The 25,524-nt window shown below is 74.0% G+C and carries 22 protein-coding genes and 1 pseudogene; 11 read left to right on the top strand and 12 right to left on the bottom strand.

The features are described from left to right. Positions 1-40 precede the first annotated feature (40 nt). Positions 41-1,642, bottom strand: coding sequence for a molybdopterin-dependent oxidoreductase (locus tag ACGGZK_RS06370; protein WP_395245430.1), 1,602 nt, complete (start codon positions 1,640-1,642; stop codon positions 41-43). A gap of 248 nt (positions 1,643-1,890) precedes the next feature. Here ACGGZK_RS06370 and ACGGZK_RS06375 point away from each other — a divergent pair, with 248 nt between their 5' ends. Then, complete coding sequence (locus ACGGZK_RS06375) at positions 1,891-2,835, top strand: NADP-dependent oxidoreductase (protein WP_395245431.1); 945 nt, start codon at positions 1,891-1,893, stop codon at positions 2,833-2,835. Positions 2,836-2,880: 45 nt separating this feature from the next. On the opposite strand, the gene ACGGZK_RS06380 is transcribed toward ACGGZK_RS06375, so the two are convergent. The 4 genes from ACGGZK_RS06380 to ACGGZK_RS06395 all read right to left on the bottom strand — a co-directional run bounded on the left by ACGGZK_RS06380 (position 2,881) and on the right by ACGGZK_RS06395 (position 7,425). Next, a complete protein-coding gene (locus tag ACGGZK_RS06380; RefSeq protein ID WP_395245432.1) occupies positions 2,881-3,558 on the bottom strand; it encodes an alpha/beta family hydrolase in 678 nt (225 codons plus the stop codon). Positions 3,559-3,628: 70 nt separating this feature from the next. Next, positions 3,629-4,627 carry a tryptophan-rich sensory protein gene (locus ACGGZK_RS06385; RefSeq protein ID WP_395245433.1) on the bottom strand — a complete coding sequence of 333 codons (999 nt, stop codon included), beginning with the start codon at positions 4,625-4,627 and terminating at the stop codon, positions 3,629-3,631. Further along, positions 4,624-5,745: a YbdK family carboxylate-amine ligase gene (locus ACGGZK_RS06390; RefSeq protein WP_395245434.1), complete on the bottom strand. Its 1,122-nt coding sequence runs from the start codon at positions 5,743-5,745 to the stop codon at positions 4,624-4,626. Before ACGGZK_RS06390 ends, ACGGZK_RS06385 begins: the two co-directional genes overlap by 4 nt. 48 nt (positions 5,746-5,793) lie before the next feature. Further along, positions 5,794-7,425 (bottom strand): SulP family inorganic anion transporter, encoded by a 1,632-nt coding sequence (locus ACGGZK_RS06395; RefSeq protein ID WP_395245435.1) that lies wholly within the window; start codon positions 7,423-7,425, stop codon positions 5,794-5,796. Positions 7,426-7,651: 226 nt separating this feature from the next. Between ACGGZK_RS06395 and ACGGZK_RS06400 the strand changes: the two genes are divergently transcribed. Continuing rightward, positions 7,652-7,879, top strand: a complete 228-nt coding sequence (locus ACGGZK_RS06400; protein WP_395245436.1) for a hypothetical protein — start codon at positions 7,652-7,654, stop codon at positions 7,877-7,879. 9 nt (positions 7,880-7,888) lie between these two features. Here the strand turns inward: ACGGZK_RS06400 and ACGGZK_RS06405 are convergent, their stop codons facing one another. Then, a complete protein-coding gene (locus ACGGZK_RS06405; RefSeq protein WP_395245437.1) occupies positions 7,889-8,923 on the bottom strand; it encodes an aromatic acid exporter family protein in 1,035 nt (344 codons plus the stop codon). Between the two features lie 58 nt (positions 8,924-8,981). On the opposite strand from ACGGZK_RS06405, the gene ACGGZK_RS06410 reads away from it, so the two are divergent. Further along, the gene (locus tag ACGGZK_RS06410) at positions 8,982-9,809 is read left to right on the top strand and encodes an MBL fold metallo-hydrolase (protein ID WP_395245438.1); all 828 of its coding nucleotides are present in this window, start codon (positions 8,982-8,984) and stop codon (positions 9,807-9,809) included. Between the two features lie 57 nt (positions 9,810-9,866). Beyond that, positions 9,867-10,814, top strand: coding sequence for a 5'-3' exonuclease H3TH domain-containing protein (locus ACGGZK_RS06415; protein WP_395245439.1), 948 nt, complete (start codon positions 9,867-9,869; stop codon positions 10,812-10,814). A gap of 7 nt (positions 10,815-10,821) precedes the next feature. Here ACGGZK_RS06415 and ACGGZK_RS06420 read toward each other — a convergent pair whose 3' ends face one another. The 3 genes from ACGGZK_RS06420 to ACGGZK_RS06430 form a co-directional block, all read right to left on the bottom strand. Continuing rightward, entirely contained in the window at positions 10,822-11,850 is a 1,029-nt protein-coding gene (locus ACGGZK_RS06420; RefSeq protein ID WP_395245440.1) for an NAD-dependent epimerase/dehydratase family protein, read from the bottom strand. A 65-nt stretch (positions 11,851-11,915) separates the two neighbouring features. Then, the gene (locus tag ACGGZK_RS06425; RefSeq protein WP_395245441.1) at positions 11,916-12,704 is read right to left on the bottom strand and encodes a class I SAM-dependent methyltransferase; all 789 of its coding nucleotides are present in this window, start codon (positions 12,702-12,704) and stop codon (positions 11,916-11,918) included. Positions 12,705-12,807: 103 nt separating this feature from the next. Then, positions 12,808-13,644 (bottom strand): ABC transporter ATP-binding protein, encoded by an 837-nt coding sequence (locus ACGGZK_RS06430; protein WP_395245442.1) that lies wholly within the window; start codon positions 13,642-13,644, stop codon positions 12,808-12,810. 117 nt (positions 13,645-13,761) lie between these two features. Here ACGGZK_RS06430 and ACGGZK_RS06435 point away from each other — a divergent pair. Continuing rightward, a pseudogene (locus ACGGZK_RS06435) lies at positions 13,762-13,992 on the top strand (gamma-glutamylcyclotransferase); the annotation flags it as partial. A gap of 309 nt (positions 13,993-14,301) precedes the next feature. On the opposite strand, the gene ACGGZK_RS06440 reads toward ACGGZK_RS06435, so the two are convergent. Beyond that, on the bottom strand, positions 14,302-15,330 hold the full coding sequence (locus tag ACGGZK_RS06440; RefSeq protein ID WP_395245443.1) for a LacI family DNA-binding transcriptional regulator: 1,029 nt from the start codon (positions 15,328-15,330) through the stop codon (positions 14,302-14,304). Between the two features lie 199 nt (positions 15,331-15,529). Here ACGGZK_RS06440 and ACGGZK_RS06445 point away from each other — a divergent pair, with 199 nt between their 5' ends. From ACGGZK_RS06445 to ACGGZK_RS06460, 4 genes are all read left to right on the top strand, one after another. Continuing rightward, a complete protein-coding gene (locus tag ACGGZK_RS06445) occupies positions 15,530-16,828 on the top strand; it encodes an ABC transporter substrate-binding protein (protein ID WP_395245444.1) in 1,299 nt (432 codons plus the stop codon). 78 nt (positions 16,829-16,906) lie between these two features. Further along, positions 16,907-17,848: a carbohydrate ABC transporter permease gene (locus tag ACGGZK_RS06450; RefSeq protein WP_395245445.1), complete on the top strand. Its 942-nt coding sequence runs from the start codon at positions 16,907-16,909 to the stop codon at positions 17,846-17,848. Next, positions 17,848-18,759, top strand: coding sequence for a carbohydrate ABC transporter permease (locus ACGGZK_RS06455; RefSeq protein WP_395245446.1), 912 nt, complete (start codon positions 17,848-17,850; stop codon positions 18,757-18,759). Before ACGGZK_RS06450 ends, ACGGZK_RS06455 begins: the two co-directional genes overlap by 1 nt. A gap of 2 nt (positions 18,760-18,761) precedes the next feature. Next, entirely contained in the window at positions 18,762-20,720 is a 1,959-nt protein-coding gene (locus ACGGZK_RS06460) for a glycoside hydrolase family 127 protein (protein ID WP_395245447.1), read from the top strand. A gap of 125 nt (positions 20,721-20,845) precedes the next feature. Here the strand turns inward: ACGGZK_RS06460 and ACGGZK_RS06465 are convergent, their stop codons facing one another. Beyond that, positions 20,846-22,264, bottom strand: a complete 1,419-nt coding sequence (locus ACGGZK_RS06465) for a hypothetical protein (protein WP_395245448.1) — start codon at positions 22,262-22,264, stop codon at positions 20,846-20,848. A 295-nt stretch (positions 22,265-22,559) separates the two neighbouring features. Between ACGGZK_RS06465 and ACGGZK_RS06470 the strand changes: the two genes are divergently transcribed. Continuing rightward, on the top strand, positions 22,560-23,507 hold the full coding sequence (locus ACGGZK_RS06470; protein WP_395245449.1) for a GlxA family transcriptional regulator: 948 nt from the start codon (positions 22,560-22,562) through the stop codon (positions 23,505-23,507). Positions 23,508-23,640: 133 nt separating this feature from the next. Here ACGGZK_RS06470 and ACGGZK_RS06475 read toward each other — a convergent pair whose 3' ends face one another. Beyond that, positions 23,641-24,036, bottom strand: coding sequence for a MerR family transcriptional regulator (locus tag ACGGZK_RS06475; RefSeq protein WP_395245450.1), 396 nt, complete (start codon positions 24,034-24,036; stop codon positions 23,641-23,643). A 63-nt stretch (positions 24,037-24,099) separates the two neighbouring features. Between ACGGZK_RS06475 and ACGGZK_RS06480 the strand changes: the two genes are divergently transcribed. Continuing rightward, positions 24,100-25,524, top strand: coding sequence for an MFS transporter (locus ACGGZK_RS06480; RefSeq protein ID WP_395245451.1), 1,425 nt, complete (start codon positions 24,100-24,102; stop codon positions 25,522-25,524).

Genomic DNA, 25,524 nt, shown 5'->3' on the forward strand with positions numbered 1-25,524 from the left:
GCCGTCCCGACGACGTGGCCGCGCCCGATGCCGCCGGCGGTCACTGCACGGAGACGTCGACCCGGTGCAGTCCCGTCGAGCCGTCGGGGGTCACCGGACGCACCTCGTCGGTCTGCACCTCGCCGTCGGCGCCCGTCGCCCGCACCCGCAGGGTGTGCGAGCCCGACGGCGCCTGCCATTCCCAGCGCCACTGCACCCACGTGTCGGCCGAGATCGCGGTCGCGAGGTCGGCCTCGTGCCACGGCCCGTCGTCGACCTGCACCTCGACGGCGCCGATGCCGGTGTGCTGGTGCCACGCGACGCCCGCGACGACGACCGGGCCCGCCGCCACCGTCGCACCCCGCCGGGGCACGTCGATGCGGCTCGACAGCTTGATCGGCCCCTCGGCGCTCCAGCCGCGGTCGGTCCAGTACGCGGATGCCTCGTCGAACCGGGTGACCTCGAGCTCGGTGACCCACTTCGTCGCCGACACGTAGCCGTAGAGGCCGGGCACGACCATCCGAACGGGGAATCCGTGGTCGAGGGGCAGGGGGTCGCCGTTCATGCCGATCGCGAGGATCGCGTCGCGCCCCGGGTCCTGCAGCACCTCGAGCGGCGTGCCCGCCGTGAACCCGTCGATGCTGCGCGAGAGCACCATGTCGGCGCCGGCGGCGGGGCGGGCTTTCGCGAGCAGGTCGCGGATGGGCGTGCCGAGCCAGACCGCATTGCCGATGAGGCCGCCGCCGACCTCGTTCGACACGCACGCCAGCGTGACGGCGAACTCCGACATCGGCAGCGCCAGCAGCTCGTCCCACGTGACGACGACCTCCTCGGCGACGTCGCCGTGGATGCGCAGCGACCAGCCGGCGGGGTCGACCTCGGGCACGACGAGCGCGGTGTCGATGCGGTAGAAGTCGGCGTTGGGGGTGATCACCGGCGAGAGGCCGTCGACGTCGAGCTGCGCGCCCGTCGGGATGTCGGCGGTCGCCGCCGGACTCGGCAGCACGAGCGCCTCGCGCACCGACTGCACCGCGCGCCGCCCGGCCTGCCCGGCCCACGCCGCCGCCGATGCGACGAGCCCGATCGCGGCCGCGCCGCCGGCCCACACGAGGAAGCGGCGCCGGTCGGGCAGCGCGGCGGATGCGTCGGGCCGGTCGGTCGCGTCGGGCCCGGCGGATGCCTCGGGCCGGCCGGATGCCTCGCTCGCGCGCCGTGCCGCACCGGGAAGGCGCTGCACGAGCACCATCACCGCCATCGCGCCCGCGACGCCTGCGAGCCCCGACGGCAACAGCGCGAGCGGACCGGCCCCGGCCCGCGTCACCGCCGCGACGATGCCGGCGGCGCCGAGCACGCCGAACACGACGCGCCCCCACGGCGGCACGCGCGCCTCGAGGAGTCCGGCCCCCGCCGCGACGAGCACCAGCACGATCCCGATGCCGACGAGCAGCGCCGCCTTGTCGCCCGTGCCGAACAGGGCGATCGCCGCGTCCTTCGCCCACGGGGGCGCGAGCTCGATGAGCGCCGACCCGACGACCACGAGCGGGCCCGAGCCGGGGGCGACGATCGCCGCGGTCAGCTCCCCGACCCCGACCGCGAAGAGCGCCGCGGCGACGCCCGCCATGGCGGCGAGCCATCCGTTCGCGCGCGTCCCGCTGGGGCTCATCCGGCCAGCGTACGCCCGTGGCATCCGCTGCGCCCGAGGCATCCACCCGCCCGTGCGCCCGCCCGGCCCGCCCGCGGATGAGGAGGAACTCCGACCCGTCCGGCGCGTCTGCGCCCGACACTCCGACCGGCGCGCGAATCCTCCTCATCGAGACCTCCGAAGACGGCCTGCGGGGTCGAGGGGAGACTCGACGGGCCCCCGACCGTAGGGTGGAATCGGGGCGTGCGCCCCGCGACCGAGGGAGGGGCGTGCCACACGCGATCGAGTACGAGCGGTTCGGCGGGCCGGAGGTCCTGGAGTACGTCGAGATCCCCTACGCGCTGCCCGGCCCGGGCCAGGCGGTCGTCGAGGTGCGTGCCGCCGGCGTGAACCCGATCGACTGGAAGATCCGCGCGCGGCTGCGCCCGAGCGGCGAGATCACCGAGCCGCGCCGGCTGGGCTCCGACGCCGCCGGCGTCATCACCATGGTCGGCCCCGGCGTCGAGCACTGGGAGGTCGGCGACGAGGTCATCGTGGCGAACGCGACCGGTGCGTACGCCACCGAGCTCGCCATTGACGTCACCCGCCTCACCCGCAAGCCCGCCGGCGTGACCTTCGAGCAGGCCGCCGCGATCCCGGTGCCGGTCGGCACCGCGCACCAGGTGCTCACCTCGATGGGCGTCGGCGAGGGCACGACCCTGCTCTGGCACGCCGGGTCGGGCGCCGTCGGCCAGGCGGCCATCCAACTCGCGCGCCGCGCCGGAGCCACCGTCATCGCGACGGCGAGCGAGCACAACCACCAGCACCTGCGCGACCTCGGCGCCATCCCGGTCGCCTACGGCGACGGCCTCGCCGACCGGGTGCGCGCGGCGGCCCCGCAGGGCATCGACGTCGCCATCGACGCCATCGGCAGCACCGAGGCGATCGAGGTGTCGAAGGAGCTCGTCGGCGACGGCGACCGCATCGCCACGATCGTGCTCGGCCGCCAGGCCGCCGACCTCGGCATCCGCGCGTGGAGCGGCGGCAGCCCGGTGCCGCTCACGCCCGAGGAGCTGGCGCTGCGCTTCGACGCGGTCGCGCTCGCCGCGGGCCTCGCCGCGAAGGGCGAGTTCGTCCTCGAGGTCGCGCACCGGTACCCGCTGGTCGACGCCGCCGAGGCGCACCGCCAGAGCGAGACCGGGCACGTGCGCGGCAAGATCGTGCTGCTGCCGTAGGGACGGTTGCGCCGCCGCCCGGCGGCGCCCGGTGGCCGCGCGTGCTCAGCGCGCTCGCACGAACGCGCTGACCCGCGGCGCGAGGTCCGCGGCGATCTCGTCCTGCGGGCGCTTGCGCCCCTTCACCTCGAAGGAGTGGCCGCCGCCCTCGATCCAGTCGAGCCGGGCGTTCGGCCCGATGCGGGCGACGATGTCGTCGAGCTGGTCGTTCGGAGCGGCGAAGGGGTCGTTCGTGCCCTGCAGGAACAGCATCGGCAGGGTGATGCCGTAGAGGTGCTCGTCGCGGACCTGGGCGGGCTTGCCCGGCGGGTGCAGCGGGTAGCCGAGGAACACGAGGCCCGCGGCCGGCATGCCCTCGGCGACGGCCATCGACGCCATCCGCCCGCCGAACGACTTGCCGGCCCCCCAGATCGGCTCGCCGGGCGATCCCGCCTCGGCGGCGAGCCGGGCGGCGGCCTCCGCGACGGCCCGCCAGGCGGCGATCGCGACGGGCGGCCGGTCGGGGAACCGGCGTCCGGCCTCCCGGTAGGGGAAGTCGAACCGCACGGTCGCGAGGCCCTCGCGGTCGAGCGCGCGGGTGAACCCCGACAGGAACGGATGCTCCATGCCCGCCCCGGCGCCGTGCGCGACGACGACCGTGGCGACGGCCCCTGCGGGGCGGGCGACGATCGCGGAGATGCTGCCGTCGCCGACGTCGACGCGGATCCTGGTCTCGTCGGTCATGCACCCATGCTGCCGCACCCGGCGACGGCGCGGCATCCGCTCACGCGCGGCATCCGCTCACGCGGCTCGCTCAGCGCGGCGAGCCGAGCCGGCGGTTGCGTCCGGCGACCATCCGCGCCGAGACGGTGACGCCGACGATCAGGACGATGCCCGCGATCGCCGCGATGCCGACCACCGCCGAGGCGGGTTCGCCGCCGAGGCGCGCGACGGCGATCCAGGCGAGGCCCCAGCACGCCGACAGCATCGGCGCGATGCCCCCGCGGCTGAACACGCCGAGTGCGGCGACCGCCGCCGTCGCGACCGCGATGACGAGCACGGCCCACGCCTCGGGCGGCAGGCCCCAGCCGTCGAACCCGGCCGCGACGAGCGCGGCGGTGAGGTTCGCCGCGGTCGCGACGCACACCCAGCCGAGGTAGAGGCCGATCGTGCCGTCGGTGAGGATCGCGTCGGCGATGCGGTGCGGTGGCAGGCGCACGCAGGTGGCGTACGCGAGGCACAGCACGACGAGCAGCAGCGCGATGACCGCGACGCTGAGGCCGAGCAGGCCCGCCTGCACGGTCAGGATCCAGGTCGCGTTCAGCAGCATCGACGCCGCGACGAGCGAGCCGAGCCGGCGGTGCCGTTCGGAGGCACGCTGCGACGGCAGGAACTGCCAGACGGCGTACGCCAGCAGGCCGAGGTAGATGACGGACCAGATGACGAAGGCGCCGCGGCCCGGCGCGAGGAGGGTGGCGTCGGCATCGAGCGCGCCGCCCGCCGCGTCCTGGATGCGGGTGCCGCCGGCCGCGCCCGAGCCGATGAACGCGACGACGACGGCCACGACGGCGCTGATCGCCACGACGAGCTGTCGCAGCAGGTCGCGCGATCCGGCGGTCGCCTCCACGTGAGTGGCATGCGTCGCCGCGTGCGGCTCCGCCCAGCCGGGCCCGTCGTCCGACACGACCGGCCCGTCGTCCGACACGACCGGCGCGGCCGACGGGGCCGAAGCCGCCGCGCGCGGCTCGGCGGCTTCGGCCCCGTCGGCCGGATCCGCCGCTCGGTCGCCCTCGCGACCGGTCGGCTGCGTCATGCCGCCCTCGTGTCGGGATCCCAGCCGATCGTCGTTTCGTACAGCCGGGCGAGCGCGTCCACCCCGCCGCGGCGGAACGCGGCCCGCTGGCGCGAGGCGCCCGTGCCGAGCTGCAGCAGCCGGGCCGAGAGGTCGGCGACCCGGGCGAGGTCGCCCGATCGCTCGAGGTACGGTCCGATGCGCTCGAGGAGGCGGTCGAACACGACCCGGGCGTCGGCGAGCTCGCGGGCGGCCGGGTCGTAGAGCTGACCGCGCAGTCCCGCGTGCGCGGCATGCATCACGGCGGCGCTCAGGAGTTCGCCCGGCACGTTCGTCTCGCGGTCGATGCGGTGCCGGTCGGCGTGCTCGTCGAGGGCGTACTCGATGAGGCCGCGGCACACGGCCGCGATGAGCAGGGTGTCCTCCGTCGAGAGCTGGGCGTCGGCCATGCGGAACTCGATGGTCGGGAGGTGCTCGCTCAGGCGCACGCTCCACATGATGAGCGCGATGTCCTTCAGTCCGGCCATCCCGAGGAGCGCGCGGATGCGACGGTCGTAGTCGCCCGCGTCCGCGAACAGGGGCGGTGACCCGGCGGTGGGCCAGCGGCGGAGCTGGATGGTGCGCCAGCTCTCGTACCCGGTGTCGTATCCGCGCCAGAACGGCGAGTTGCCCGAGATGGCCGTGAGCAGCGGCAGCCACGGGCGCACCGCGTTCATCGCGACCACGCCGGCCTCGCGATCGGGGATGCCGATGTGCACGTGGAGGCCGCAGAACTGGTGGTCGGCGATGAGCCCCGCCATGTCGCGCACGATCCGCTGGTAGCGCTCCGTGTGCGTGACCGCGGGGAACGGGTGCGCATCGGGCGACGTGCCCACGCTCGCCACGTACACCCCGGAAGCGCGGGCCGCCTCGCCGAGCCGCACCCGGAAGCCCGAGACGGCGGCCTCCGCCTCGTCGAGCCGGCGGAAGACCGTCGACGCGTGCTCGATCTGCGAAGCCAGGAACTCGCGGTGCGTGACCGCGCCCCACTGCGGGTCCGCCGAGAGCTGCTCGTACACGTCCTCCCCGGCGTCGGCGGGCCGCAGCGTGACGGGGTCGAGGAACACGAACTCCTCTTCGATCCCGAACGTCGTCGTCACTGCGCCCCCCTTCGCCACTTAGCAGCCTGAACGGGGGCGGGACGGGTGTCAACCCTCCCGGACCCTGAGCGACTCCGCCCGTTCGTACGCCAGGGTCAGCGACTCCATGAGTTGCGGGGTCTCCGCGATCACGTTGTCCGCGCCGATCGCCCCGATGGCGTGCGTGCGCACGAGCAGGTCGCGCGTCGCGGGCCGCACGCCCGCGAGCACGAGGGGGATGCCTCGCTCGCCGAGCCGGGCCGCCTGGCGGTCGAGCGCCTTCAGGAAGGTCGCCGACGGGACGCCCGCCGACGCCCGCAACGACAGCACGATGGCGGCGTCGGTCGCGCCCGCAGGGTCGGGCCACTCCTGCTCGAGCCGGTTCACCTCGGCGAAGAAGCCCACGCCGGAGTAGTGCAGCACGGTGGTGCGACCCGACTCGAGCCGCGCGGGCGGGTCCTGGAGGAGCCATCCGCCGGCGTCGTCCCGCCGCAGCTCCACCACGCGCCCCGTGCGCGAGACGCTCACCGCGGTCAGCAGGATCGACAGGCCCGCGCCGAGGAAGATCGCCTGCTGGAGCGGCAGGGCCGTGGTCGCGAGGAACGTGCCCGCCATCGCCGCGAGCGACAGCCACGAGGTGCGTGCGACGAGCACGATGTCCTTCGTCCGCCCGACGATCAGCTCGCCGCCGATGACCAGCATGAGCCCGCCGATCACGGCCATCGGGATGATGCCGGCGAGGGGTCCGATCGCGAGCACGATGATCGCGAGCCAGGCGCCCGCGAAGATGCCCGACCATCGGGTCTGCGCGCCCGTGCTCGTCGCGACCCCCGTGCGCGAGAGGGATCCGCCGGTCGGCAGTGCCGAGAAGAACCCGCCGGCGACGTTCGCGAGCCCCTGGGCGGTGAAGTCCTTCGACGCATCCGACCGGCTGCCGTCGGGGTTCGCGACCGCCGCGCTGATGCCGGCCGCCTGGGCGAGGGCGACGAGGGCGATCGCGACCGCGCCCCCGGCGAGCGCCGGCACGGCCGTGAGGTCGGGCAGCGTGAGCGGCGGCAGCGAGCGCGGGATCGCGGCGATGTCGGAGACGAGTTCGACCGCGATGCCCGAGATCGCGACGACCGCGGTGACGACGACGAGCGCGATGAGGGTGGCCAGCGACTTCAGCGGCTTCACGAACTGGAGGCCCACCCAGACGGCGACGGTCGCGCCGGCGACGGCGACCGTCACCCAGTCCCACTCGCCGATGTGCGCGATCGCCTCGACGACCTTGCCGAGCGTGTCGTGCCTGGTCGGCGAGTAGCCGGTCGCGTCGTCGATGACGCCGGTGATGATCTGGAGCGCGATCCCGGTGGTGAACCCCGTCATCACCGCGGTCGACACGAACGACATGACCGAGCCGAGCTTCAGCAGGCCGAGCGCGAGCATCACGAGTCCGGTGAGGATCGTCAGCGTGGCGATCGCGCCGAGGTCGCCCGGGTCGAGGCCGGCGCCGGTCAGCACGCTGTTCGAGGTGAGGGCGATCGCGCTCGTCAGCGTGGTGACCATCAGCACGGTGCGCGCGAACACCGATCCGATGATCGTCGGCACGATGCCCGACCAGAGGCCGAGCGGGGCGGCGAAGCCGCCGATGCTCGCGTACGCCATGCCCTCGGGGATCGAGAAGAGCCCGGTCGCGAAGCCGGACACGACATCTCTCACGGTCGGGCGGCCCAGCCGAGCCCGCTTCCGACCCCCCTCGGGTGCGTTCGCCATGCCCCGACGCTAGCGAGCCCACGGCGGCGGGCGCCAGCGATCGCGGAGGGCGCGCCGGGAGCGCCGGGCTCGCACGCACGTCGGGCCGGCGCCGGGCGGATGCCCCGCTCCACGTCGGCGGCGCGCGCGCCGGCTCCGGCCGATGTCGGACGCGGCGCGTACCGTGACGGGCATGGTCCAGCAGATGCAGCCGAACGTCGCACACCAGGTGCATGACGACCCGTGCCCGCGCTGCGGGTCCGCCGACGTCCGCGCGATCGTCTACGGCCCGCTCGACTTCGAGGTCGAGGTGGTTGCGGGCGAGGTCTCGCCGCTCGGCGGCCTCGACGACGCGCCGATCTTCGACTGCCGCGAGTGCGGCTTCGAGTGGGGGTTCGCGGTCCGCGACCTGCTCGGCTGAGCGGCGGGCTCAGTCCTCCTCGTCGAGGAGCTCGGCGCGGATGCGGCGCAGGTCCTCGAGCAGCGATCCGATGAGGATCCAGTTGCCCGACTTCGGCGTCGAGACGACGAGCGGCGAGGTCAGCGCCGGCACCGCCGAGGTCATCGGCTCCGGTTCGACGTCGGCGAGGTGCACCGCCAGGCGCACGTCGTGCGACGCGCGACCGAGCTGCTCGGCGATCGCGAGCACCGTCGGCTCCTCGGGCAGCGATTCGTCGTAGAGGTCGACGACGGCGCGGGTCATGCCGATGACCTGCGTGACGATCGGACTCAGCCGCTCGAGCAGGGCGCGCAGCTCCGCGAGCTCGGTGCGGTGGGCCGAGCGGCGCGGGTTCAGGGTGAGCGACTCCTCGCCGGTGCGGATCGAGGCGTCGGCGGCGTCGCGCATCGGCCGCATGAGCCGGGCCTCGACGATGAGCTCGGCGAGCGTCGCCGGGGTCTGCGGCTGCTCGAGCGCACGGGCGAGCCGGTCGAGCGACGCGGCGAGCTCGCCGCCGAGCAGCGCCAGGTCGCGCCGGGCCGGGGCGACCTGTACGGGCGGCACGATCAGGGCGTTCACGATGATGCCGATGAGCGCGCCGATGAGCGTCTCGAGCACCCGGTCGAGGGCGTAGCCCGGGGTCGACGACCCGAGCGCGAGCACCAGCATCGCGCTGATGGCGACCTGATTGGCGGTGCCCGGCGTCATCCGCAGCGCCCACGCGATGAGCATCGCGACCACGATCGCGAGCAGCACGACCCAGCTGCTCTGGCCGAGCAGGAGCGACAGGCCGGTCGCGACGAGCACGCCCGCGATCACGCCGATGCTGCGCTCGATCGCCTTGCCGAGCGACTGGTTCACGCTGGGCTGCACCACCAGCAGGGCGGCGATCGCGGCGAACACGGGGAGCGGCCCGGGGATGAGCCATCCGGCCACGAGCCAGGCCGCGATCGTCGCCGCGGCCGCCTTGCCCACCTGGAGCAGGGGTGGCCGCTTCGACGCCCGGACGGTGTCGGCGAACCCCATGGCACCACGCTATCCGGATGGCGCCCACTCGGCCCTCCGCGGGCGATAGCATCGCGCCATGGCCCGGCGCCCCACTCTCACCCACATCGGCGGTCCGACGATCCTCATCGAGCTGGAGGGCTGGCGGATCCTGGTGGATCCGACGTTCGATCCGCCCGGGCGGAAGTACTCGTTCGGGCCGGGCACGTCGTCGGTGAAGACCGACGCCCCGGCCCTGACCACGGAGCAGGTCGGCCCGATCGACGTCGTCCTGCTGAGCCACGACCAGCACGCCGACAACCTCGATGACGCGGGGCGCGCCCTGCTGCCGCAGGTCGGCGTGGTGATCACGACCGCGGCCGCGGCGACCCGGCTGCGCCGCACCGGGCTGTCGGCGGTGCACGGGCTCCATGCGTGGGAGACCGCGACCGTTGAACCGCGTGAGGGCGAGGCATCCGACGACGGCGACGCGCGCGTCCCGCTCACGGTGACGGCGACGCCGGCCCGGCACGGTCCGCCGTTCAGCAAGCCGCTCGTGGGCAGCGCGACCGGGTTCGCGGTGTCGCTCGGCGACGCTCCCGAGACGGCCGTCTGGGTGACGGGCGACACGGTGCTCTACGACGGCCTGCGGGATGCCGCCTCGCGGCTCGACGTCGACGTCGCGGTCGTGCACCTCGGCAGCGTCCAGTTCCCGATCACCGGCCCGGCGAAGTACACGATGACGGCCCAGCACGGGATCGAGCTCATCGAACTGCTCGGTCCGCGCGCCGTGGTGCCCGTGCACTTCGACCACTGGTCGCACTTCCGCGAGGGCCGGGAGGCCGCCCAGGCGGTCATCGACGCCGGCCCGGCCGCGGTGCGCGACAAGGTCGTCTGGCTCGACTCGGGCACGGCGACGACCGTCTGACGCGCGCGACGGCCACTCGGCCGTGACGGCTCGCCCGCTGCGTGCAAGGATCGGCTCGTGGCCGACCGACTCATGCTGCTCGACACCGCGTCCCTGTACTTCCGCGCGTTCTACGGCGTGCCCGACTCGATCAAACGGGCCGACGGCACTCCCGTGAACGCGGTGCGGGGGCTCCTCGACATGATCGCGAAGCTCGTCGCCGACTTCGAGCCGACCCGGCTCGTCGCCTGCTGGGACGACGACTGGCGGCCCGCATGGCGGGTCGACCTCATCCCGAGCTACAAGGCGCACCGCGTCGAGCGAGCCGTGGTGGATGCGCCCGACGTCGAGGAGACCCCGTCGGGCCTCGTCGCGCAGATCCCGCTCATCACCGAGGTGCTGGCCCTGCTGGGCATCGCCGTGGTCGGTGCGCCGGGGCACGAGGCCGACGACGTGATCGGCACCCTCGCCACGACCGCCGACGTGCCGGTCGACGTCGTCACCGGCGACCGCGACCTGTTCCAGTTGGTGTCGGATGCCTCGGGCGTGCGCGTGATCTACACGGCGCGGGGCATGAGCAAGCTGGAGCTCGTCACCGACGCGGTGGTGTTCCAGAAGTACGGGGTGCTGCCCGAGCAGTACGCCGACTTCGCGGTGCTCCGCGGGGACGCCTCCGACGGGTTGCCCGGCGTCGCGGGCGTGGGGGAGAAGACCGCGGCCGGACTGCTCGTCGCGTTCGCCGACCTCGACGGCATCCGCGAGGCGGCCGCCTCCGATGCGCCGACCGTGCCGGGCATCTCGGCGGGCGTGCGCGCCAAGGTCACCGCGGCGTCGGCGTACCTCGACGTCGCGCCCACCGTGGTCGAGGTGGTACGCGACCTCGACCTGCCCGACCACGAGTCCCGGCTGGCACCGGTGACCGGCGGCGCCCGCGACCGGCTCGAGGAACTCGCCGCCGAATGGAACCTCGGCGGTTCGGTCGGTCGCGTGCTGGCGGTACTCGACGGGCTCCCCGGGGTCGGGTAGGCCGGTCCTACTCCCGCACGAGCCCCAGCCGCACCAGGCTCTCCGCGGCCGCGAGGATCGACTCCTCGTTCGAGCGGGGCGTCCAGCCGAGCACGTCGGCGGCCTTCGCGTGCGAGGCGTACGGCAGGTGGCCGAGGTCGGGCACGACGGCGCGCACCTGCGGATCGAACCGGGCGACGACCCGCACCAGCCAGTCGGGCAGCACCCGTCGGGGCACGTGCCGCGCCGCGTCGCCGAGGCCGGCGCGGACGATCCGCGCGATCTCGGGCACCAGCACGGGATCGCCCGCGACCGCGAGGAACCGTTCGCCCGAGGCATCCGGATGCGTCATCGCGCGCACGTGCAGGTCGGCGACGTCGCGCACGTCGACCGCGTTCACCGCCGCCCGCGGCAGCGCCGGCACGCCGCCGTTCAGCATCGTGCGCAGCAGCTCGAGCGACGACGACAGGTCGGGCCCGAGCGCCGGGCCGAACACCGCGACCGGGTTCACCGTCGCGAGCTCGAGGCCCTCGCCCTCGCGCTCGACGAAGTCCCACGCCGCGCGCTCCGCGGCCGCCTTCGAGCGGATGTACGGGCTGAGCGAGGGGTCGTCGGGGTCGGTCCAGTCCTCCTCGGTGTACGGGCGGCCGGGCCGGGAGCTGTAGCCGACGGCGGCGAACGACGACGTGAGCACCACGCGACGCGCGCCCGCGGCGCGGGCGGCCCGCAGGGCGCGGAGCGCCCCTTCGCGCGCAGGCACGATGAGCTCGTCGGCATCCTTCGGCTGTCGCACCGGGAACGGCGAGGCCACGTGCAGCACGTAGCGGGCGCCGGCCGCCGCCTCGTCCCAGCCGTCGTCGTGCAGGAGGTCGAGCTGGGCGAAGCGCACGGCCGAGGCATCCGCCCCGCCTGCGCGCACGAGCTGGCGGACCTCGTCGGCGCGCGCCAGCGAGCGCACCGTGGTGCGGACGCGGAAGCCGTGCTCCAGCAGGCGCACGATGCAGTGGGCGGCGATGAATCCGGTGCCGCCGGTCACGAGGACGAGTTCGCCGGCCATGCCGTCCAGTCTCGCGTGCGGCGACGGCGGCGGCTACCTCGGCGACATCGCGGGGAGGGGGCGGGTCAGCGCTCGACGGCCACCGCCCAGGCGCGCAGGTCAAGGGTGATCGTGCCGTCGGCGGCCGGCGCGAGCCGGGCGCGCAGCGCCTCGCGCACCAGGTCGCGCTGCTCGGGCGCGAGGGTCGCGAGGTACACCGGCGCGACGCCCTGGCCGCCGAGGAAGGGCTCCCAGAGGTCGTCGAAGTCGGCGAAGACCGCGTCGACCTCGAGCGGGTCGATGCGAGGCGCGTGGCCGAACGCGTCGCCGACGAGGCGGCGCAACGGCTCGGGGCGGCACCACTCGAAGCGGGCCGCCTCGTCGTGGTCCGAGGCATCCGGCACCACCGACCGGGCGGCCGCGAAGAACTCGCGCAGCAGGCCCATGCCCTCGGCGTAGTCCCACACGTACGCGCCGACGTGGCCGTGCTCGGCGGTCGCGCGGCGCCACTCGTGGAGCGCCGCCGACGGATCCGGCGCGAAGTTCAGCGAGAGCCCCGCGACCACGACGTCGGCGGCCGCGTCGTCGACGGGGAGCCGCTCGGCTTCGCCCGCGGCGAACGTCGCCCGGTCGCCCAGCCGCCCGCGGACCGCGTCGAGGAAGCCCGCCGACGGGTCGACGCCGAGCACGCTCGCGGGCGCCGCGCGGTCGAGGATCTCCTCGGTGAGCGCACCGGTGCCGCACCCGACGTCGATCCAGCGAGCCCCGGCGGGCGCGTCGAACCAGTCGAGGAAGGCGGGGGCGACGAGCCGGCTCCACCGGCCCATGTAGCGCTCGTACGGTGCGGCGGAGTCGAAGCGGTCGTCGGCGGACATGCCCGCAGTCCTACGCCGCCGCGCGGATGCCCGCAAGCGGGTGGCGCGACGGACATGCGCCCCGCCCGGACGGGGCGCGCTCCGTCGAGGCGGCCGCCCGCCCTCAGGCGGCCGCGCGCCGCGCCCGGATCGCCCGCGCCGCCCAGCGTCCGTCGTGCCGGCTCACCCGGATCGGGTGCTCGAACGCCTCGGTGACGAGCTCGGTCGTCACGACCTCCTCGACCGGCCCCGCCGCGAGGATGCGCCCGTGCGAGACGAGGGTCGCGTGCGTCGTGGTCTCGGGCAGCTCCTCGAGGTGGTGCGTCACGAGGATCGACGCGAGCTCGGGGTGCGTGCGCTCGAGGTCGTCGACGGTCTCGAGCAGCTGCTCGCGGGCGGCCACGTCGAGCCCGGTCGACGGCTCGTCGAGGAGCAGCAGCTCGGGTTCGCTGATGAGCGCCCGGGCGATGAGCGCCCGCCCCCGCTCGCCCTGCGACAGGGTCGGCCAGCGGTCTCGTGCGCGCAGGGCGAGCCCGAGCTGGTCGACGAGCCGGTCGACGGCGGCGAGGTCCGCCTCGGTCGGATCCCAGTGCATCGGCAGCTCGACGGTTCCCGTGATGCCGCTCAGCACCACCTCGCGCACGGTGCGGGCGCTCTGCAGCGGATGCCTCGGGTTCACGTGCCCGATCCGGCGCCGCAGCGCTTGCAGCTCGACGCGGCCCAGCTGCTCGCCCAGCACGCGCACCGTGCCGCTCGTCGGATGCGCGACCGCGCCGCAGAACGCGAGGATGGTGCTCTTGCCCGCGCCGTTCGGACCGAGCAGCGCCCAGTGCTCGCCGGCGCGCACCGTGAACGACACGTCGTCGAGGATCTGCTTGCCGTCGCGGCGGAACGACACGTCGGCGAGTTCGAGCACCGGCGCGCCCGCCGGTTCGGTCGCGGTCGACGGATGCTGCGCCACGTGGCCTCCTCCTCGCCCGCGCCGGGCGGCGGGCCACGGTCAGCGTACGCCCGTGCGCGCTAGGGTCGGCTCGTGACCCAGCGGCTCTTCTCCTACGGCACGCTGCGCCTCCCGCAGGTGCAGCGCGAGACCTTCGGCGGCGAGCTCCCGACGGCGCCCGCCGCCCTCGTCGGGTGGCGCGTGCGGATGCTCCGGATCGCCGATGCCGAGGTCGTCGCGTTGAGCGGCGTGGCGGAGCATCCGATCCTCGAGCGCACCGGCGACCCGGACGACCGCGTCGAGGGCGCCGTGCTCGAGCTCACCGACGCCCAGCTCGCGGCCGCCGACGCGTACGAGGTCGACGACTACGAGCGGGTCGCCGTGCGCCTCGCGTCGGGCCTCGACGCGTGGGTGTACGCCGCGCGCGGGGCATCCGACGCACCCGACGCGTTCGAGCGCCTGACCGTCGGGCGTCGTCGCCTGCTCGCCCTCATCGATGTCGCCCACCCGGCGCACTTCGACGCCGCGCGACCGCCGTGTCTGCGACCTCGTGACGTGAGGTCGCAGAAACGCACCGCCGGGACCGGCGAGGTGCGCGACATGGGCGACATCGCGGAACACGCGAATGGACCATTGCGATGCCGACGACCGCTCGCAGGCGAGCCTCACGGCCCCGCGTCAGCGGCGCGGGATCGTGGAGCCGCGGATGACGAGCCGCACCGGCAGCGACTGCACGCCGGCGTCGGCCGCCTCGCCGTCGATCGCGTCGAAGATGCGCATGGCGGCCGCCCGGCCCAGGGCCTTCAGGTTCGCGTCGACGCTGGTGAGGCCCGGGCGGGAGTTCGTCGCGAGCACCTCCCAGTTGTCGTAGCCGATCACCGCGATGTCCTCGGGGACGCGCTTGCCGAGGTCGCGCAGGGTGTCGAGCACGCCGCGGGCGATCTGGTCGGACCCGCAGACGATGCCGTCGACGTCGGGGTGGTTGGCCAGCAGGATGGCGGTCGCGTCGCGGCCCCAGTGCTCGCTCCAGTCGGAGAACATGACGTCGCCGACGAGCTCGAGGCCGGCATCGGCGAGGGCCGCGTCGACGCCAACGGCGCGGTCCTGCGCGGCGGCGTAGGCGGGGTCGCCGCTGATGTGCGCGATGCGGCGGCGGCCGCACGAGATGAGGTGCTCGGCGGCGACGCGACCGCCGGCCACGTTGTCGGGGGTGACCGAGACGTCGGTCGGGTCGTCGCTCGGTGCGTACGCGTAGACGACGGGCACGGGCAGGTCGTGGCCGAGCGACGGGCGCGGGTCGGTCTGCCGGCCCACGACGATGATGCCGTCGACCCGGCGGTTGAGCAGCGCCTTGAGGTGGTGCTGCTCGCGGATGGCGTCGCCGCGGGCGTCGCAGAGGAAGACGTTCACCTGGCCGGCGCCGAACGCGTCCTCGGCGCCCATCAGGATCGGGATCACGAACCGGCCCTCGAGGTCGCTCGTGAGCAGGCCCACGGTGCCGGTGCGGCCGGCGATGAGCGAGCGGGCGAGCGCGTTCGGGGTGAACGAGAGTTCCTCGGCGGCCTCGAGCACGCGCTGGCGGGTGGCGGGTGCGACCTGGTCGCGGCCGTTGATGGCCTTCGACGCGGTGGCGAGCGATACGCCGGCCAGACGCGCGACATCGCTGAGCGTCGACGTGCGACCGGGCTGCGACTCGCTTCGCGCCATCTCGGACCTCCTCGGCTGAAACGCTACCGGAACGGAAGGCTTGACGGCAGCGTGAACGCCAGAGTACCGTGCCGAAAGGCATTTCGGAGTTTTCGTTCGGGCCGGTCGGATCCGACCACCGACGACACCGGGAGGCTCATGCGATCACACCCCATCGGGCCCTGGCGGGCCCGCTCAAGGACGAGCTAGGAGAACACAGATGGCACGAACCATTCGCCGGGGCACGAGGGCGCTCGCGCTCCTCGCCGCCGGTGCGCTGACCGTCGGCCTCGCCGCCTGCTCCGGCGGCGACTCGGCCGAGGAGACGTCCAGCCTCGCCGACGCCGGCGTCGAGGGCGTCGACGACGGCTCGACGCTGACCCTCTGGACCCGCGCCCCCCTCGAGAAGCAGGCCAAGCTCCTCGTCGAGGCGTACAACGACAGCCACGAGAACCAGGTCGAGCTGACCGTCGTCCCGAACGACGACTACGTCGCCAAGGTCGGTGCAGCAGCCGGCTCGAACGGCCTGCCCGACCTCTTCGCGGCCGACATCGTGTACGTGCCGAACTGGGTGAAGCAGGGCCTGTTCCAGGACATCACGTCGAACATCGACGGCTTCGACTTCAAGGACTCGATCAACCAGGGCCACCTCTCGGCCGGCACGCTCGACGGCCAGGAGTACGTCCTGCCGTTCGTGCTCGACCTGTCGATGCTGTTCTGGAACAAGGAGCTCGCCACCGAGGCCGGCCTCGACGCCGAGGCGGGCCCGGCGAACCTCGAGGAGTACGCCGAGTGGGCGAAGGCCATCCAGGCCCTCAACAAGCCCGACACGTACGGCACGGCCACGGGCCTGGCCTGCGGCGGATGCCTCGTCTTCACGTGGTTCCCGAGCGTGTGGGCCGACGGCGAGGAGGTCATGAACCCCGAGGGCACCGAGTCGCTGCTCGCGAGCGACACGGCCAAGGACATCTACTCCACGTGGAAGGACCTCTGGGACTCGGGCGCGGTGCTGCCGTCGTCGAAGGACGAGGCGGGCCCGACCTGGACCGCCGGCTTCACCGAGGGCAAGGTGGGCCTTCAGTTCTACCCGGCCACGCTGCTCTCCTCGACCCCGTTCGACGTGGGCGTCGCCGGCATCCCCGGCCCGAAGGGCGGCGGCTCGACGTTCGTCGGCGGTGACGGCATCGGCGTCTCGAAGGACTCGAAGAAGGCCGCCCAGGCGTGGAACTTCCTCAGCTGGCTGATGTCCGAGGACGCCCAGGTCGGCGTGCTCGCGAAGGACAACGACGTCGTCTCCCGCTCCGACCTCGCCGACAACGAGTACTCGCAGAAGGACCCGCGCCTCATCACGATCAACGAGGTCGCCGGCGAAGGCGACACCCCGGTCGCGATCAACTTCCAGCAGGCGTTCAACGCGCCGAACAGCCCCTGGCTGACGCTGGTGCGCAACGCGGTGCTCGGCGACGGCAGCTCGGTCGACGCCGACAACGACGAGATCACGGCGGTGCTGTCGCAGTAGCGACCGACCGACCGGCCGGCACCCGCGACCTGCGGGTGCCGGCCGGCCCGCACCATCCACCTCTCGAAAGGCTCCATCATGACCGCCACCCTGCATGCGACGGTCCCCGACCGCGCGCCCGGCGCCGGCCGGGCCCGTCGGTCGCGGCGCCGCCGCGGCCGTCGCGGCGAAGGCGTCCGCGGCTGGCTGTTCGCCCTGCCGACGGCCGTGTTCGTCGCGCTGCTCTTCCTCGCGCCGCTCGCGCTCGTCATCCAGATGTCGTTCAGCGACTGGCCGCTGCTCGGCGGCAACCAGGGCTGGAACTTCCCCGAGAACTACCAGGACGCCGTCTCGAACCGGTTCTTCTGGGACTCGGTCTGGTTCACCCTGAAATACACCGTCCTCACGACGATCATCCTGCTCGCGCTGAGCCTCGGGCTCGCGATGCTCGTGCAGGAGTCGACCCGGTGGAAGGGATTCCTGCGGACCTCCTTCCTCGTGCCCAGCGCACTCGGCCTGGCATCCGCGTCGCTGCTCTTCTACGTGCTCTACTCGCCCATCGCCGGCCCGTTCGCCGACCTCATGGAGGCGTGGGGCTTCACCTTCCTCGGCACGCCCGACGGCGCGCTGTGGTCGACGATCTTCCTCATCGTCTGGCGCTACGCCGGGTTCTACATGCTGCTGATGCTGGTCGGGCTCCAGGGCATCCCCGACGACGTCTACGAGGCCGCGCGCATCGACGGGGCATCCCGCGCCCAGACGTTCCGCAGCATCACGCTGCCGCTGCTGCGCCCGACGCTCGCGCTCACCACGGTGCTCTGCGTGACCGGGTCGCTGCTCGCGTTCGAGCAGTTCTACATCCTCACCAAGGGCGGCCCCGACAACTCGACCATCACGATCGTGCAGCTCATCTACAGCGTCGCGTTCCAGGGCCAGAACGACCTCGGCGTCGCCGGTGCGCTGTCGGTCATCGTGCTGCTCGCGCTCGTGGTCATCAACATCGCGCAGATCCGCGCATTCAACCGGAAGGCGGAGGACTGATGCCCACGCAGGCTCCCCCGGCCGACGCGACGGTCTCGATCGTCGCGCCGCACCTCTCGGGCACCGCCGCCCGTCGCCGCAAGCCCACCTCGATCGCCGGCATCGCCCTGCGCACCCCCTACTGGGTGCTCACCGCCGCCCTCGCGCTGATCTTCCTGTACCCGCTCATCTGGACGGCGATCTCGAGCGTCTCGCCGCTCGCCGGCACGAACCAGACCGACGGCTACGGCTTCGGCAACTACATCACGCTGGCGAACTACCAGGCCGGCATCTGGGTGTACCTCTTCAACTCGACGTTCGTGTCGCTGCTGACGGTCGCGCTCACGCTCCTGATCTCGCTGCTCGGCGGCTACGCGTTCGCCCGCTTCAGCTTCCCCGGCAAGGACCTGCTGTTCCTGTCGACGCTGGCGATCCTGATGGTGCCGTACGCGACGCTGCTGATCCCGCTGTACGTACTGCTCAACGCGGTCGGGCTGTCGAACTCGCTCGTCGGCGTCGCGCTCGTGCTCACGATGTTCCAGCTGCCGTTCTCGATGTTCATGATGCGGATCTCGTTCGAGTCGATCCCCCGCGAGATGGACGAGGCGGCGATGGTCGACGGCTGCAACTCGTGGACCGTGCTCTGGCGGGTGCTCGTGCCGGCGGTGAAGCCGGGCCTCATCACCGTGGGCCTGTTCGCCTTCCTCGCGGCGTGGAACGACTTCATGGCGCCGCTGATCCTCATCAACGATTCGAACCGGATGACCCTGCCGCTCGCGATCTCGAACCTGCGCGGCCAGGTGCAGGGCGTCGTCGACTACGGGGCCACGGAGGCGGGCGTCGTCGTGCTCGCCCTGCCGTGCATCCTCCTCTTCCTGATCCTCCAGCGACACTACGTGCGCGGCTTCATGTCGGGCGCCTTCAAGGGATGAACATGTCACTCACCACCCCCACCACCACCCACGCGCCCGTCTCCCCGGTCGCCCCGTCGTCGGGCGCGCTGCGCCCGCTCGGCCTCGACGAGGTCGCGATCACGGGCGGCTTCTGGGCCGAGCGCCAGGCGGTCAACGGCACGAACACGCTCGACCACGTCGAGGGATGGCTCGAGCGGGAGGGCTGGATCGCGAACTTCGACCTCGCGGCCGCGGGGAAGCTGCCCGAGGGCCGCCGCGGCCGGGAGTTCAGCGACTCGGAGGTCTACAAGTACCTCGAGGCGGTCGCCTGGGAGCTCGGCCGGCTGGCTTCGGTGGTCGATTCGGATGCCTCGGCCCGCGCCGAGGCCCTCGAGACCCGGTTCCGCGCGGTCGTCGCCCGCGTGGCCGCCGCGCAGGAGGCCGACGGCTACCTGAACACGAGGTTCGGCCGGCCCGGCCAGGGCGCCCGCTGGAGCGACCTCGAGTGGGGGCACGAGCTCTACTGCCTCGGGCACCTGTTCCAGGCGGCCGTGGCACGGCACCGCACGAGCCCGGGCGCCGACGACGGCCTCGTCGAGGTCGCGCGCCGGGCCGCCGACCTCGTCGGCGAGGCGTTCGGACCCGACGGCATCCAGTCGGTCTGCGGCCACGCCGAGATCGAGACCGGGCTCGCCGAGCTCGGCCGCGCCCTCGGCGAGCCGCGGTACGTCGAGCAGGCGCGGCTCTTCGTCGAGCGCCGCGGCCACGGCGTGCTGCGCGACATCGAGTGGGGCCGTTCGTACTACCAGGACGACGTTCCGGTGCGCGACGCCGACGCGCTCCGCGGCCACTCGGTGCGGGCGAACTACCTGTCCTCCGGCGCGGCCGACGTCGCGGTCGAGACCGGCGACGACGAGCTCCTCGACGTGCTCGCCGGCCAGTGGGCGCGCACGGTCGCGCGCCGCACCTACGTCACGGGCGGCCAGGGCTCGCACCACCAGGACGAGGCGTTCGGCGAGGACTGGGAGCTGCCGAGCGACCGCGCCTACTCCGAGACGTGCGCGGGCGTGGCATCCGTGCAGTTCAGCCAGCGGCTGCTGCTCGCGCGCGGCGCGGGGCAGGGCGCCGACTACGGCGACCTCATCGAGCGCACCCTGTACAACGTCGTCGCGACCTCGCCGGCCGCCGACGGGCGCTCGTTCTACTACGCGAACACCCTGCACCAGCGGGTGCCCGGCGTTCCGGCCGACCCCGACGTCGTGTCGCCGCGCGCGCACTCCTCGCTGCGGGCGCCCTGGTTCGAGGTGTCGTGCTGCCCGCCGAACGTGGCGCGCACGTTCGCGAGCCTCGCCGCCTACCTGGCGACGGCGGATGCCTCGGGCGTCCAGCTGCACCAGTACGCCCCGGCGACGATCCGCACGACCCTCGACGACGGCCGCGAGGTCGCCCTCGAGGTCGAGACCGGGTACCCGGTCGACGGTCGCGTGGTCGTGCGGGTGCTGGCGGATGCCTCGTCGCCGTGGACGCTCTCGCTGCGCGTGCCGGCGTGGGCCGAGGGCGCGACGCTCGCGGTGCGGGCGGCGGGCGGCGGCGACGGCGGCGCCCTCGAGCCGCGAACGCTCGTGCCGGGTACGGCGACGGTCGAGCGGGCCTGGGCCGTCGGCGACGAGGTCGTGCTGACCCTGCCGGTGGCTCCGCGGTTCACCCTGCCCGACCCGCGGGTCGACGCGGTGCGCGGATGCCTCGTCGTCGAGCGCGGCCCCGAGGTGTTCGCGCTGGAGACCGTCGACCTCGCCGGGACCCCGCTCGAGGCATCCGACTTCGCCGACCTGCGGCTCGACCCGGCGACCGCGCCGCGCGACGCCGACGGCGGCGTGGTGGCCGACGTGGTCGACGCCCGCACCGGCGCCCGTGCTGAGGTCGCCCTCGTGCGCTACCACGAGTGGGCCGAGCGCGGCCCGTCGCAGATGCGCGTCTGGGTGCCGGCCCTCGGCGCCTGACGCCCCCTCCGGTGGTCGAGTGGCGCCCGAGCGCAGCGAGGACGCGTATCGAGACCACCACCCCAACCGACGAACGGGGCCCGCGGCTTGCGCCGCGGGCCCCGTCGTGCGTGGCGCCGGTCGCGTTACGCGCGGCCGCGGATCACCCGGCGGGCGCCGAACGCGATCCCCGCGAGCGCGAGCAGCGCGGCGGCGAGCGCGGCGAGCGGGCCGGTCTCGATGCCGGTCGACGCGAGGCCCGAACCGGTGCCGGTGCCCGACGTCGTGCCCGACGCAGCCGGGGTCGTGGTGGACGCCGACGTGATGGTCACGTCGGTCGACGCGATCTCCTCGCCGTCGAGCAGCACGACGATCCGGTGCGCGCCGGCCGGGGTCGAGGCCGGGATGACGCCGTCGAGCTCGAACGAGCCGTCGTCGTCGGCCGAGGCCGTGCCGAGCACCTGCGGCGTCGAGTGCAGCTCGACCTGGTACTCCGTCCCGGCGTCGAAGCCGCTGCCGGTGACGGTGATCGTGCCGCCCGGCTTCAGCTGGCCGGTGACGGCGAGCGCCGGGTCGGTCGGGTCGACCGGCTCGGGCTCCTCGGTCGGGTCCTCGACGCAGTCGGAGTCGACGGTCGCCTCGGCGAGGAGCACGTCGCCGTGCGCGGGGCCGGTGCGGACCTCGACGACGTGGTCGCCCGAGTCCTCGGCGAACGTGTAGGCGCCGAGGGTCACCGGCGCGTTCTCGAACACCGCGACGATGTCCTTCAGCGCGCCGTCGACGAAGACGAGCGCCGAGTACGTGCCGTTGACGGCGTCGGTGGCGAGCTCGGCGTTGGTGAGGGCGACGACCGCGGCACCGCAGGTGGTCTCGGTGTCGATGGTCGCGGCGGCGGCGTACGCGCCGGTGTCGCAGCTCGTGGTGCCCTCGGCGACGACCGACTCGACCGGCTCGGTGCCGACGCCCTGGTAGGCCGAGACCGTCACCCGGTAGCTGTGCTGCCCGTAGGCGTCGGTGCCGGGCGTGCCCTTGGCGAGCGCGAAGTCGTCGCGCGCGTACGCGGCGCCGAACGCCTGCGCGTCGACCACGGCCGCGCCGTCGATCTCGACGGTGACGGTGTTCGGGGTGGCGTCCGCGGGGATCGCGGGCGTGACCTCGCGCTCCTCGGTGACCTCGGGCTGGGCGGCGACCTCGACGTGCTTCTTCTGGTTGCCCGTGTAGTTGTAGTAGCCCCAGTCGTAGAAGTCGTGCTCGCCGACCCACTTGTGGACCCACCGGAACTCATCGGTCGGATAGGGGCCGAGCCAGCCGAGGCGCCAGCGCTGGTACTCGTAGTCGGTGTGGCTGACCTCGGCGACGGCCGGCGTGACGACGACGGTCTCGGTGACGGCGGGTGCGCCGGGCTCGACGGCGTAGCCCGCGAGGTCGACGGTGAGGACGTTGCAGGCGCCGACGACGGTGTTCGTCGGGACCTCCGAGGTGGCGGACGCGGGGGCGACGACGCCGGCGAGGGCGAGGCCGGCGCCGAGCACGCCCGCCGCGAGGGCGGAGACGGTGCGCTTCATGCAGGGCTTTCTTGTTGTGGGCGAACCGGCGGGGCCGGCGGGAAGTCGCTCCATCGCACCGGGGCAGTACCGGCGCGCACACGCCATGGCAGTGGCGGGCGCAGTCGCCCGCGCAGCGCGGACGAGACGGACCGGTGCAGGGAACGGCCCGACGAGGTCGGGTCGCTTCGACCATATGGGCCGTCCACGGCGTGTCGCCGGGGTGACCCCCGGACTGGGGGAGGGGGCGTGTCGTGGCGCTACGCTTGCGGCCATCGGATGCCTCGCCACGGGCATCCCCGCTGCGGGAGGTCGGATGGCAGGCCGGAACCATCGGGTCGCGGTGCTGGTGCTCGACGGGGCGAAGCCCCTCGACGTCGGCATCCCGGCGCAGATCTTCACGACCCGGGCGAGCATGCCGTACGAGGTGCGCGTGTGCGGTGCCGCGCCCGGCCTGGTGGCGGGCGGCGACGGCCTGTCGTACCACGTGGCAGACGGCCTCGAGGCCCTCGAGTGGGCGGAGACCGTGTTCATCCCGGGGTACCGTCGCCCCGACGTGGAGGACCCGCCCCCGGCGGTCGTCGACGCCCTGCGCGCGGCGCACGGGCGGGGCATCCGCCTGGCCGCCATCTCGACCGGCGCGTTCGCGCTCGCCGCGACCGGCCTGCTCGACGGGCGCCGCGCGACCACGCACTGGCACTACACCCGGCAGCTCCAGGCGAAGCATCCGCTCGTGCAGGTCGACGAGAACGTGCTGTTCGTCGACGAGGGCGACCTGCTGACGTCGGCCGGCGCGGCCTCGGGCATCGACCTGTGCCTGCACCTCGTGCGCCGCGACCACGGCGTGGCCGCGTCGAACCATGCGGCGCGCCGACTGGTCGCGGCGCCGTACCGCAGCGGCGGGCAGGCGCAGTACGTGCCGCGGGCGCTGCCCGATCCGCTCGGCGAGCAGTTCGCGGCGACGCGCGCGTGGGCGCTCGAACGGCTCGAGCGGCCGATCGGGCTCGACGACCTCGCGCGGCACGCCAACGTCTCGTCGCGCACCTTCTCGCGGAGGTTCGTCGACGACACCGGCTACACGCCGATGCAGTGGATCCTGCGGGCCCGGGTCGACCTGGCCCGCGAACTGCTCGAGCGCAGCGACCTCGGCGTCGAGCAGATCGCCGACCGGGTCGGGCTCGGCACGGGCGCGAACCTGCGGCTGCACTTCCACCGCATCCTCGGCACGTCGCCGATGGAGTACCGGCACACGTTCCGGCAGTGAGGGGTGCCGCGGGTGCGGGTCATCGCCTCCGCGCCGGTTCCGGGGCCTCTGCACCACGACGTACGGCGGTCCGGACCATGAATTGGCGCGGAGGTGGCACGACCTGGCGCGCCGGCCAGGTCGAGCGGACCGGCTACCCGACCGGTACGGGCGCCTCGGCCTCGGCGATGAGCGCGGCGTGCTCGGTGCGCTGGAGGAAGTCGCGGATCGTGTCGCGACTCCGCGTCAGGCAGGCGAGCCGCTCCTCGATGCCCACGAGCTCGTCGGCGAGCATCTCGGCGACGGCGCGGGGGCAGCTCGGCTGGTCGTCGGCGACGGCCTCCTCGAGGTCGAGCACGGCCTTCACGAGCCGGGTCGGGAGTCCGGCCTGCACCAGCCCCGCGATGCGGCGCACGAGGTCGACATCGGCCTCGTCGTACTCGCGGTACCCGTTCGACTGCCGGGCCGCGGTGAACAGGTCCTGCTGCTCGTAGTAGCGGACCAGCCGGGTCGACACCCCGGCGCGTTCCGCGAGCTCGCCGATCCTCATGCGCGGACTCCCTTCGGCACAGACCTTGACATTGACATCAATGTCAAAGTCTACGGTCGGGACATGGACACCACCAGCCTCCGCACGACGCGCCGTACGACGCGCCCGCCGACCGCCCCAACGAGCCCGACCGGCCTGCCCTGGGCCGCCCTGCTCGTGCTCGGCACGGCCTCGTTCGTCATGGTCACCGCCGAGATGCTCCCCACCGCCGTGCTGCCGTGGATGAGTCGCGGCCTCGCCGTGCCCGAGCCGCAGGTCGGCCTGCTCGTCTCCCTCTGGGCGGGCGTCGTCGTGGTCGGCAGCCTGCCGCTCGCCCGGCTGACCCGGCGCATCGACCGGCGCACCGTGGTCGTCTGGAGCCTCGGCGCCGTCGCCGCGTCGACCGCGCTCACCGCCCTCGCCCCCGCGTACGGGCACGTCGTCGGAGCGCGGCTCGTCGGCGCGCTCGCCGTGGGCCTGCTCTGGGCCACGATCAACGCCTTCACCGCCGACCTCGTCGCCGACCGCGACCTCGCCCGCGCCGTCTCGGTCGTGCTCGGCGGGGCGACGCTCGGCATGGTGCTGGGCACGCCGGTCGGCAGCGCCGTCGCCGAGGCGATCGGGTGGCGCGGCGCGTTCTGGGGACTCGCGGTCGCGGCGGTCGGCGCGGCGATCCTGGTGCGGCTCGTCGTGCCGTCGGGTCGCGCCGCGCGCGGGCGGGCGCCGGCCTCGGTGGAGGCCGCGGGGCGGGCGGATGCCTCGCGCCGAGCGGGTGCCACGGGCCGAGCGGGTGCCACGGGCCGAGCGGATGCCTCGGGGCGGGCGGGTGCCTCGGGCGCGTCGCCTGCCGGAGGGTCGTCGCCTGCCGCGGACCCGACGGCGGCCGGCGAACAGGCGCCGGCGCGGGGCATCCGCCCGATCGCCGTGCTCGTCGGCCTCGTCGCCCTCGTGCTCGTCGGCCACTACGGCGCCTACACGTACGTCACCCGGCTCGTCGAGGTGCCCGCGGCCGCGGTGCCCGGCGGCATCGGCGCGGTGCTCCTGCTCTTCGGCATCGCGTCGGCGGTCGGCGTCGTGCTGGCCGGACGGTTCGGCGCCCGCACCGCGCCCACGCTCGTCGCGAGCGCCGTGGCGACCGGACTGGCGGTCGCGCTGCTCGCCGTCGTCGACGTGCACCCCGCGATCGGACTCGCCGTCGTGGTGCTCTGGGGCGTGGCATCCGGGGCCCTCCCCGCGCTCGCGCAGACGCAGATCCTGCGCGTCGCCGGAACCGCGCACCGCGACCTGGCGGGCGCGCTCATCCCCGTCGTGTTCAACCTCGGCATCGCGATCGGCGCCGCGCTCGCGTCGGCGGTGGTGGGCGGACTCGGGCTGGCCGCCGTGCCGCCGGCCGCTGCGGTGACGGTCGCGCTCGCCGCAGCCGGGCTGTGGGCGGCCACTCGCGAGCGCCGGAGCGGTCGTTCCGCTGTGAGCGGATCGGGGCAGACGGCGCCCTCGGCCCGGGGCTAG

It is taken from the genome of Agromyces sp. MMS24-K17 (assembly GCF_043950245.1).
In the GTDB taxonomy this organism is placed as follows: domain Bacteria; phylum Actinomycetota; class Actinomycetes; order Actinomycetales; family Microbacteriaceae; genus Agromyces.

Bases quoted from the DNA above. Each gene is read 5' to 3' on its own strand.
- ACGGZK_RS06370 (WP_395245430.1), bottom strand. From the start codon at position 1,642: ATGAGCCCCAGCGGGACGCGCGCGAACGGATGGCTCGCCGCCATGGCG.
- ACGGZK_RS06380 (WP_395245432.1), bottom strand. From the start codon at position 3,558: ATGACCGACGAGACCAGGATCCGCGTCGACGTCGGCGACGGCAGCATC.
- ACGGZK_RS06385 (WP_395245433.1), bottom strand. From the start codon at position 4,627: ATGACGCAGCCGACCGGTCGCGAGGGCGACCGAGCGGCGGATCCGGCC.
- ACGGZK_RS06400 (WP_395245436.1), top strand. From the start codon at position 7,652: ATGGTCCAGCAGATGCAGCCGAACGTCGCACACCAGGTGCATGACGAC.
- ACGGZK_RS06405 (WP_395245437.1), bottom strand. From the start codon at position 8,923: ATGGGGTTCGCCGACACCGTCCGGGCGTCGAAGCGGCCACCCCTGCTC.
- ACGGZK_RS06410 (WP_395245438.1), top strand. From the start codon at position 8,982: ATGGCCCGGCGCCCCACTCTCACCCACATCGGCGGTCCGACGATCCTC.
- ACGGZK_RS06420 (WP_395245440.1), bottom strand. From the start codon at position 11,850: ATGGCCGGCGAACTCGTCCTCGTGACCGGCGGCACCGGATTCATCGCC.
- ACGGZK_RS06425 (WP_395245441.1), bottom strand. From the start codon at position 12,704: ATGTCCGCCGACGACCGCTTCGACTCCGCCGCACCGTACGAGCGCTAC.
- ACGGZK_RS06440 (WP_395245443.1), bottom strand. From the start codon at position 15,330: ATGGCGCGAAGCGAGTCGCAGCCCGGTCGCACGTCGACGCTCAGCGAT.
- ACGGZK_RS06445 (WP_395245444.1), top strand. From the start codon at position 15,530: ATGGCACGAACCATTCGCCGGGGCACGAGGGCGCTCGCGCTCCTCGCC.
- ACGGZK_RS06450 (WP_395245445.1), top strand. From the start codon at position 16,907: ATGACCGCCACCCTGCATGCGACGGTCCCCGACCGCGCGCCCGGCGCC.
- ACGGZK_RS06455 (WP_395245446.1), top strand. From the start codon at position 17,848: ATGCCCACGCAGGCTCCCCCGGCCGACGCGACGGTCTCGATCGTCGCG.
- ACGGZK_RS06460 (WP_395245447.1), top strand. From the start codon at position 18,762: ATGTCACTCACCACCCCCACCACCACCCACGCGCCCGTCTCCCCGGTC.
- ACGGZK_RS06465 (WP_395245448.1), bottom strand. From the start codon at position 22,264: ATGAAGCGCACCGTCTCCGCCCTCGCGGCGGGCGTGCTCGGCGCCGGC.
- ACGGZK_RS06470 (WP_395245449.1), top strand. From the start codon at position 22,560: ATGGCAGGCCGGAACCATCGGGTCGCGGTGCTGGTGCTCGACGGGGCG.
- ACGGZK_RS06475 (WP_395245450.1), bottom strand. From the start codon at position 24,036: ATGAGGATCGGCGAGCTCGCGGAACGCGCCGGGGTGTCGACCCGGCTG.
- ACGGZK_RS06480 (WP_395245451.1), top strand. From the start codon at position 24,100: ATGGACACCACCAGCCTCCGCACGACGCGCCGTACGACGCGCCCGCCG.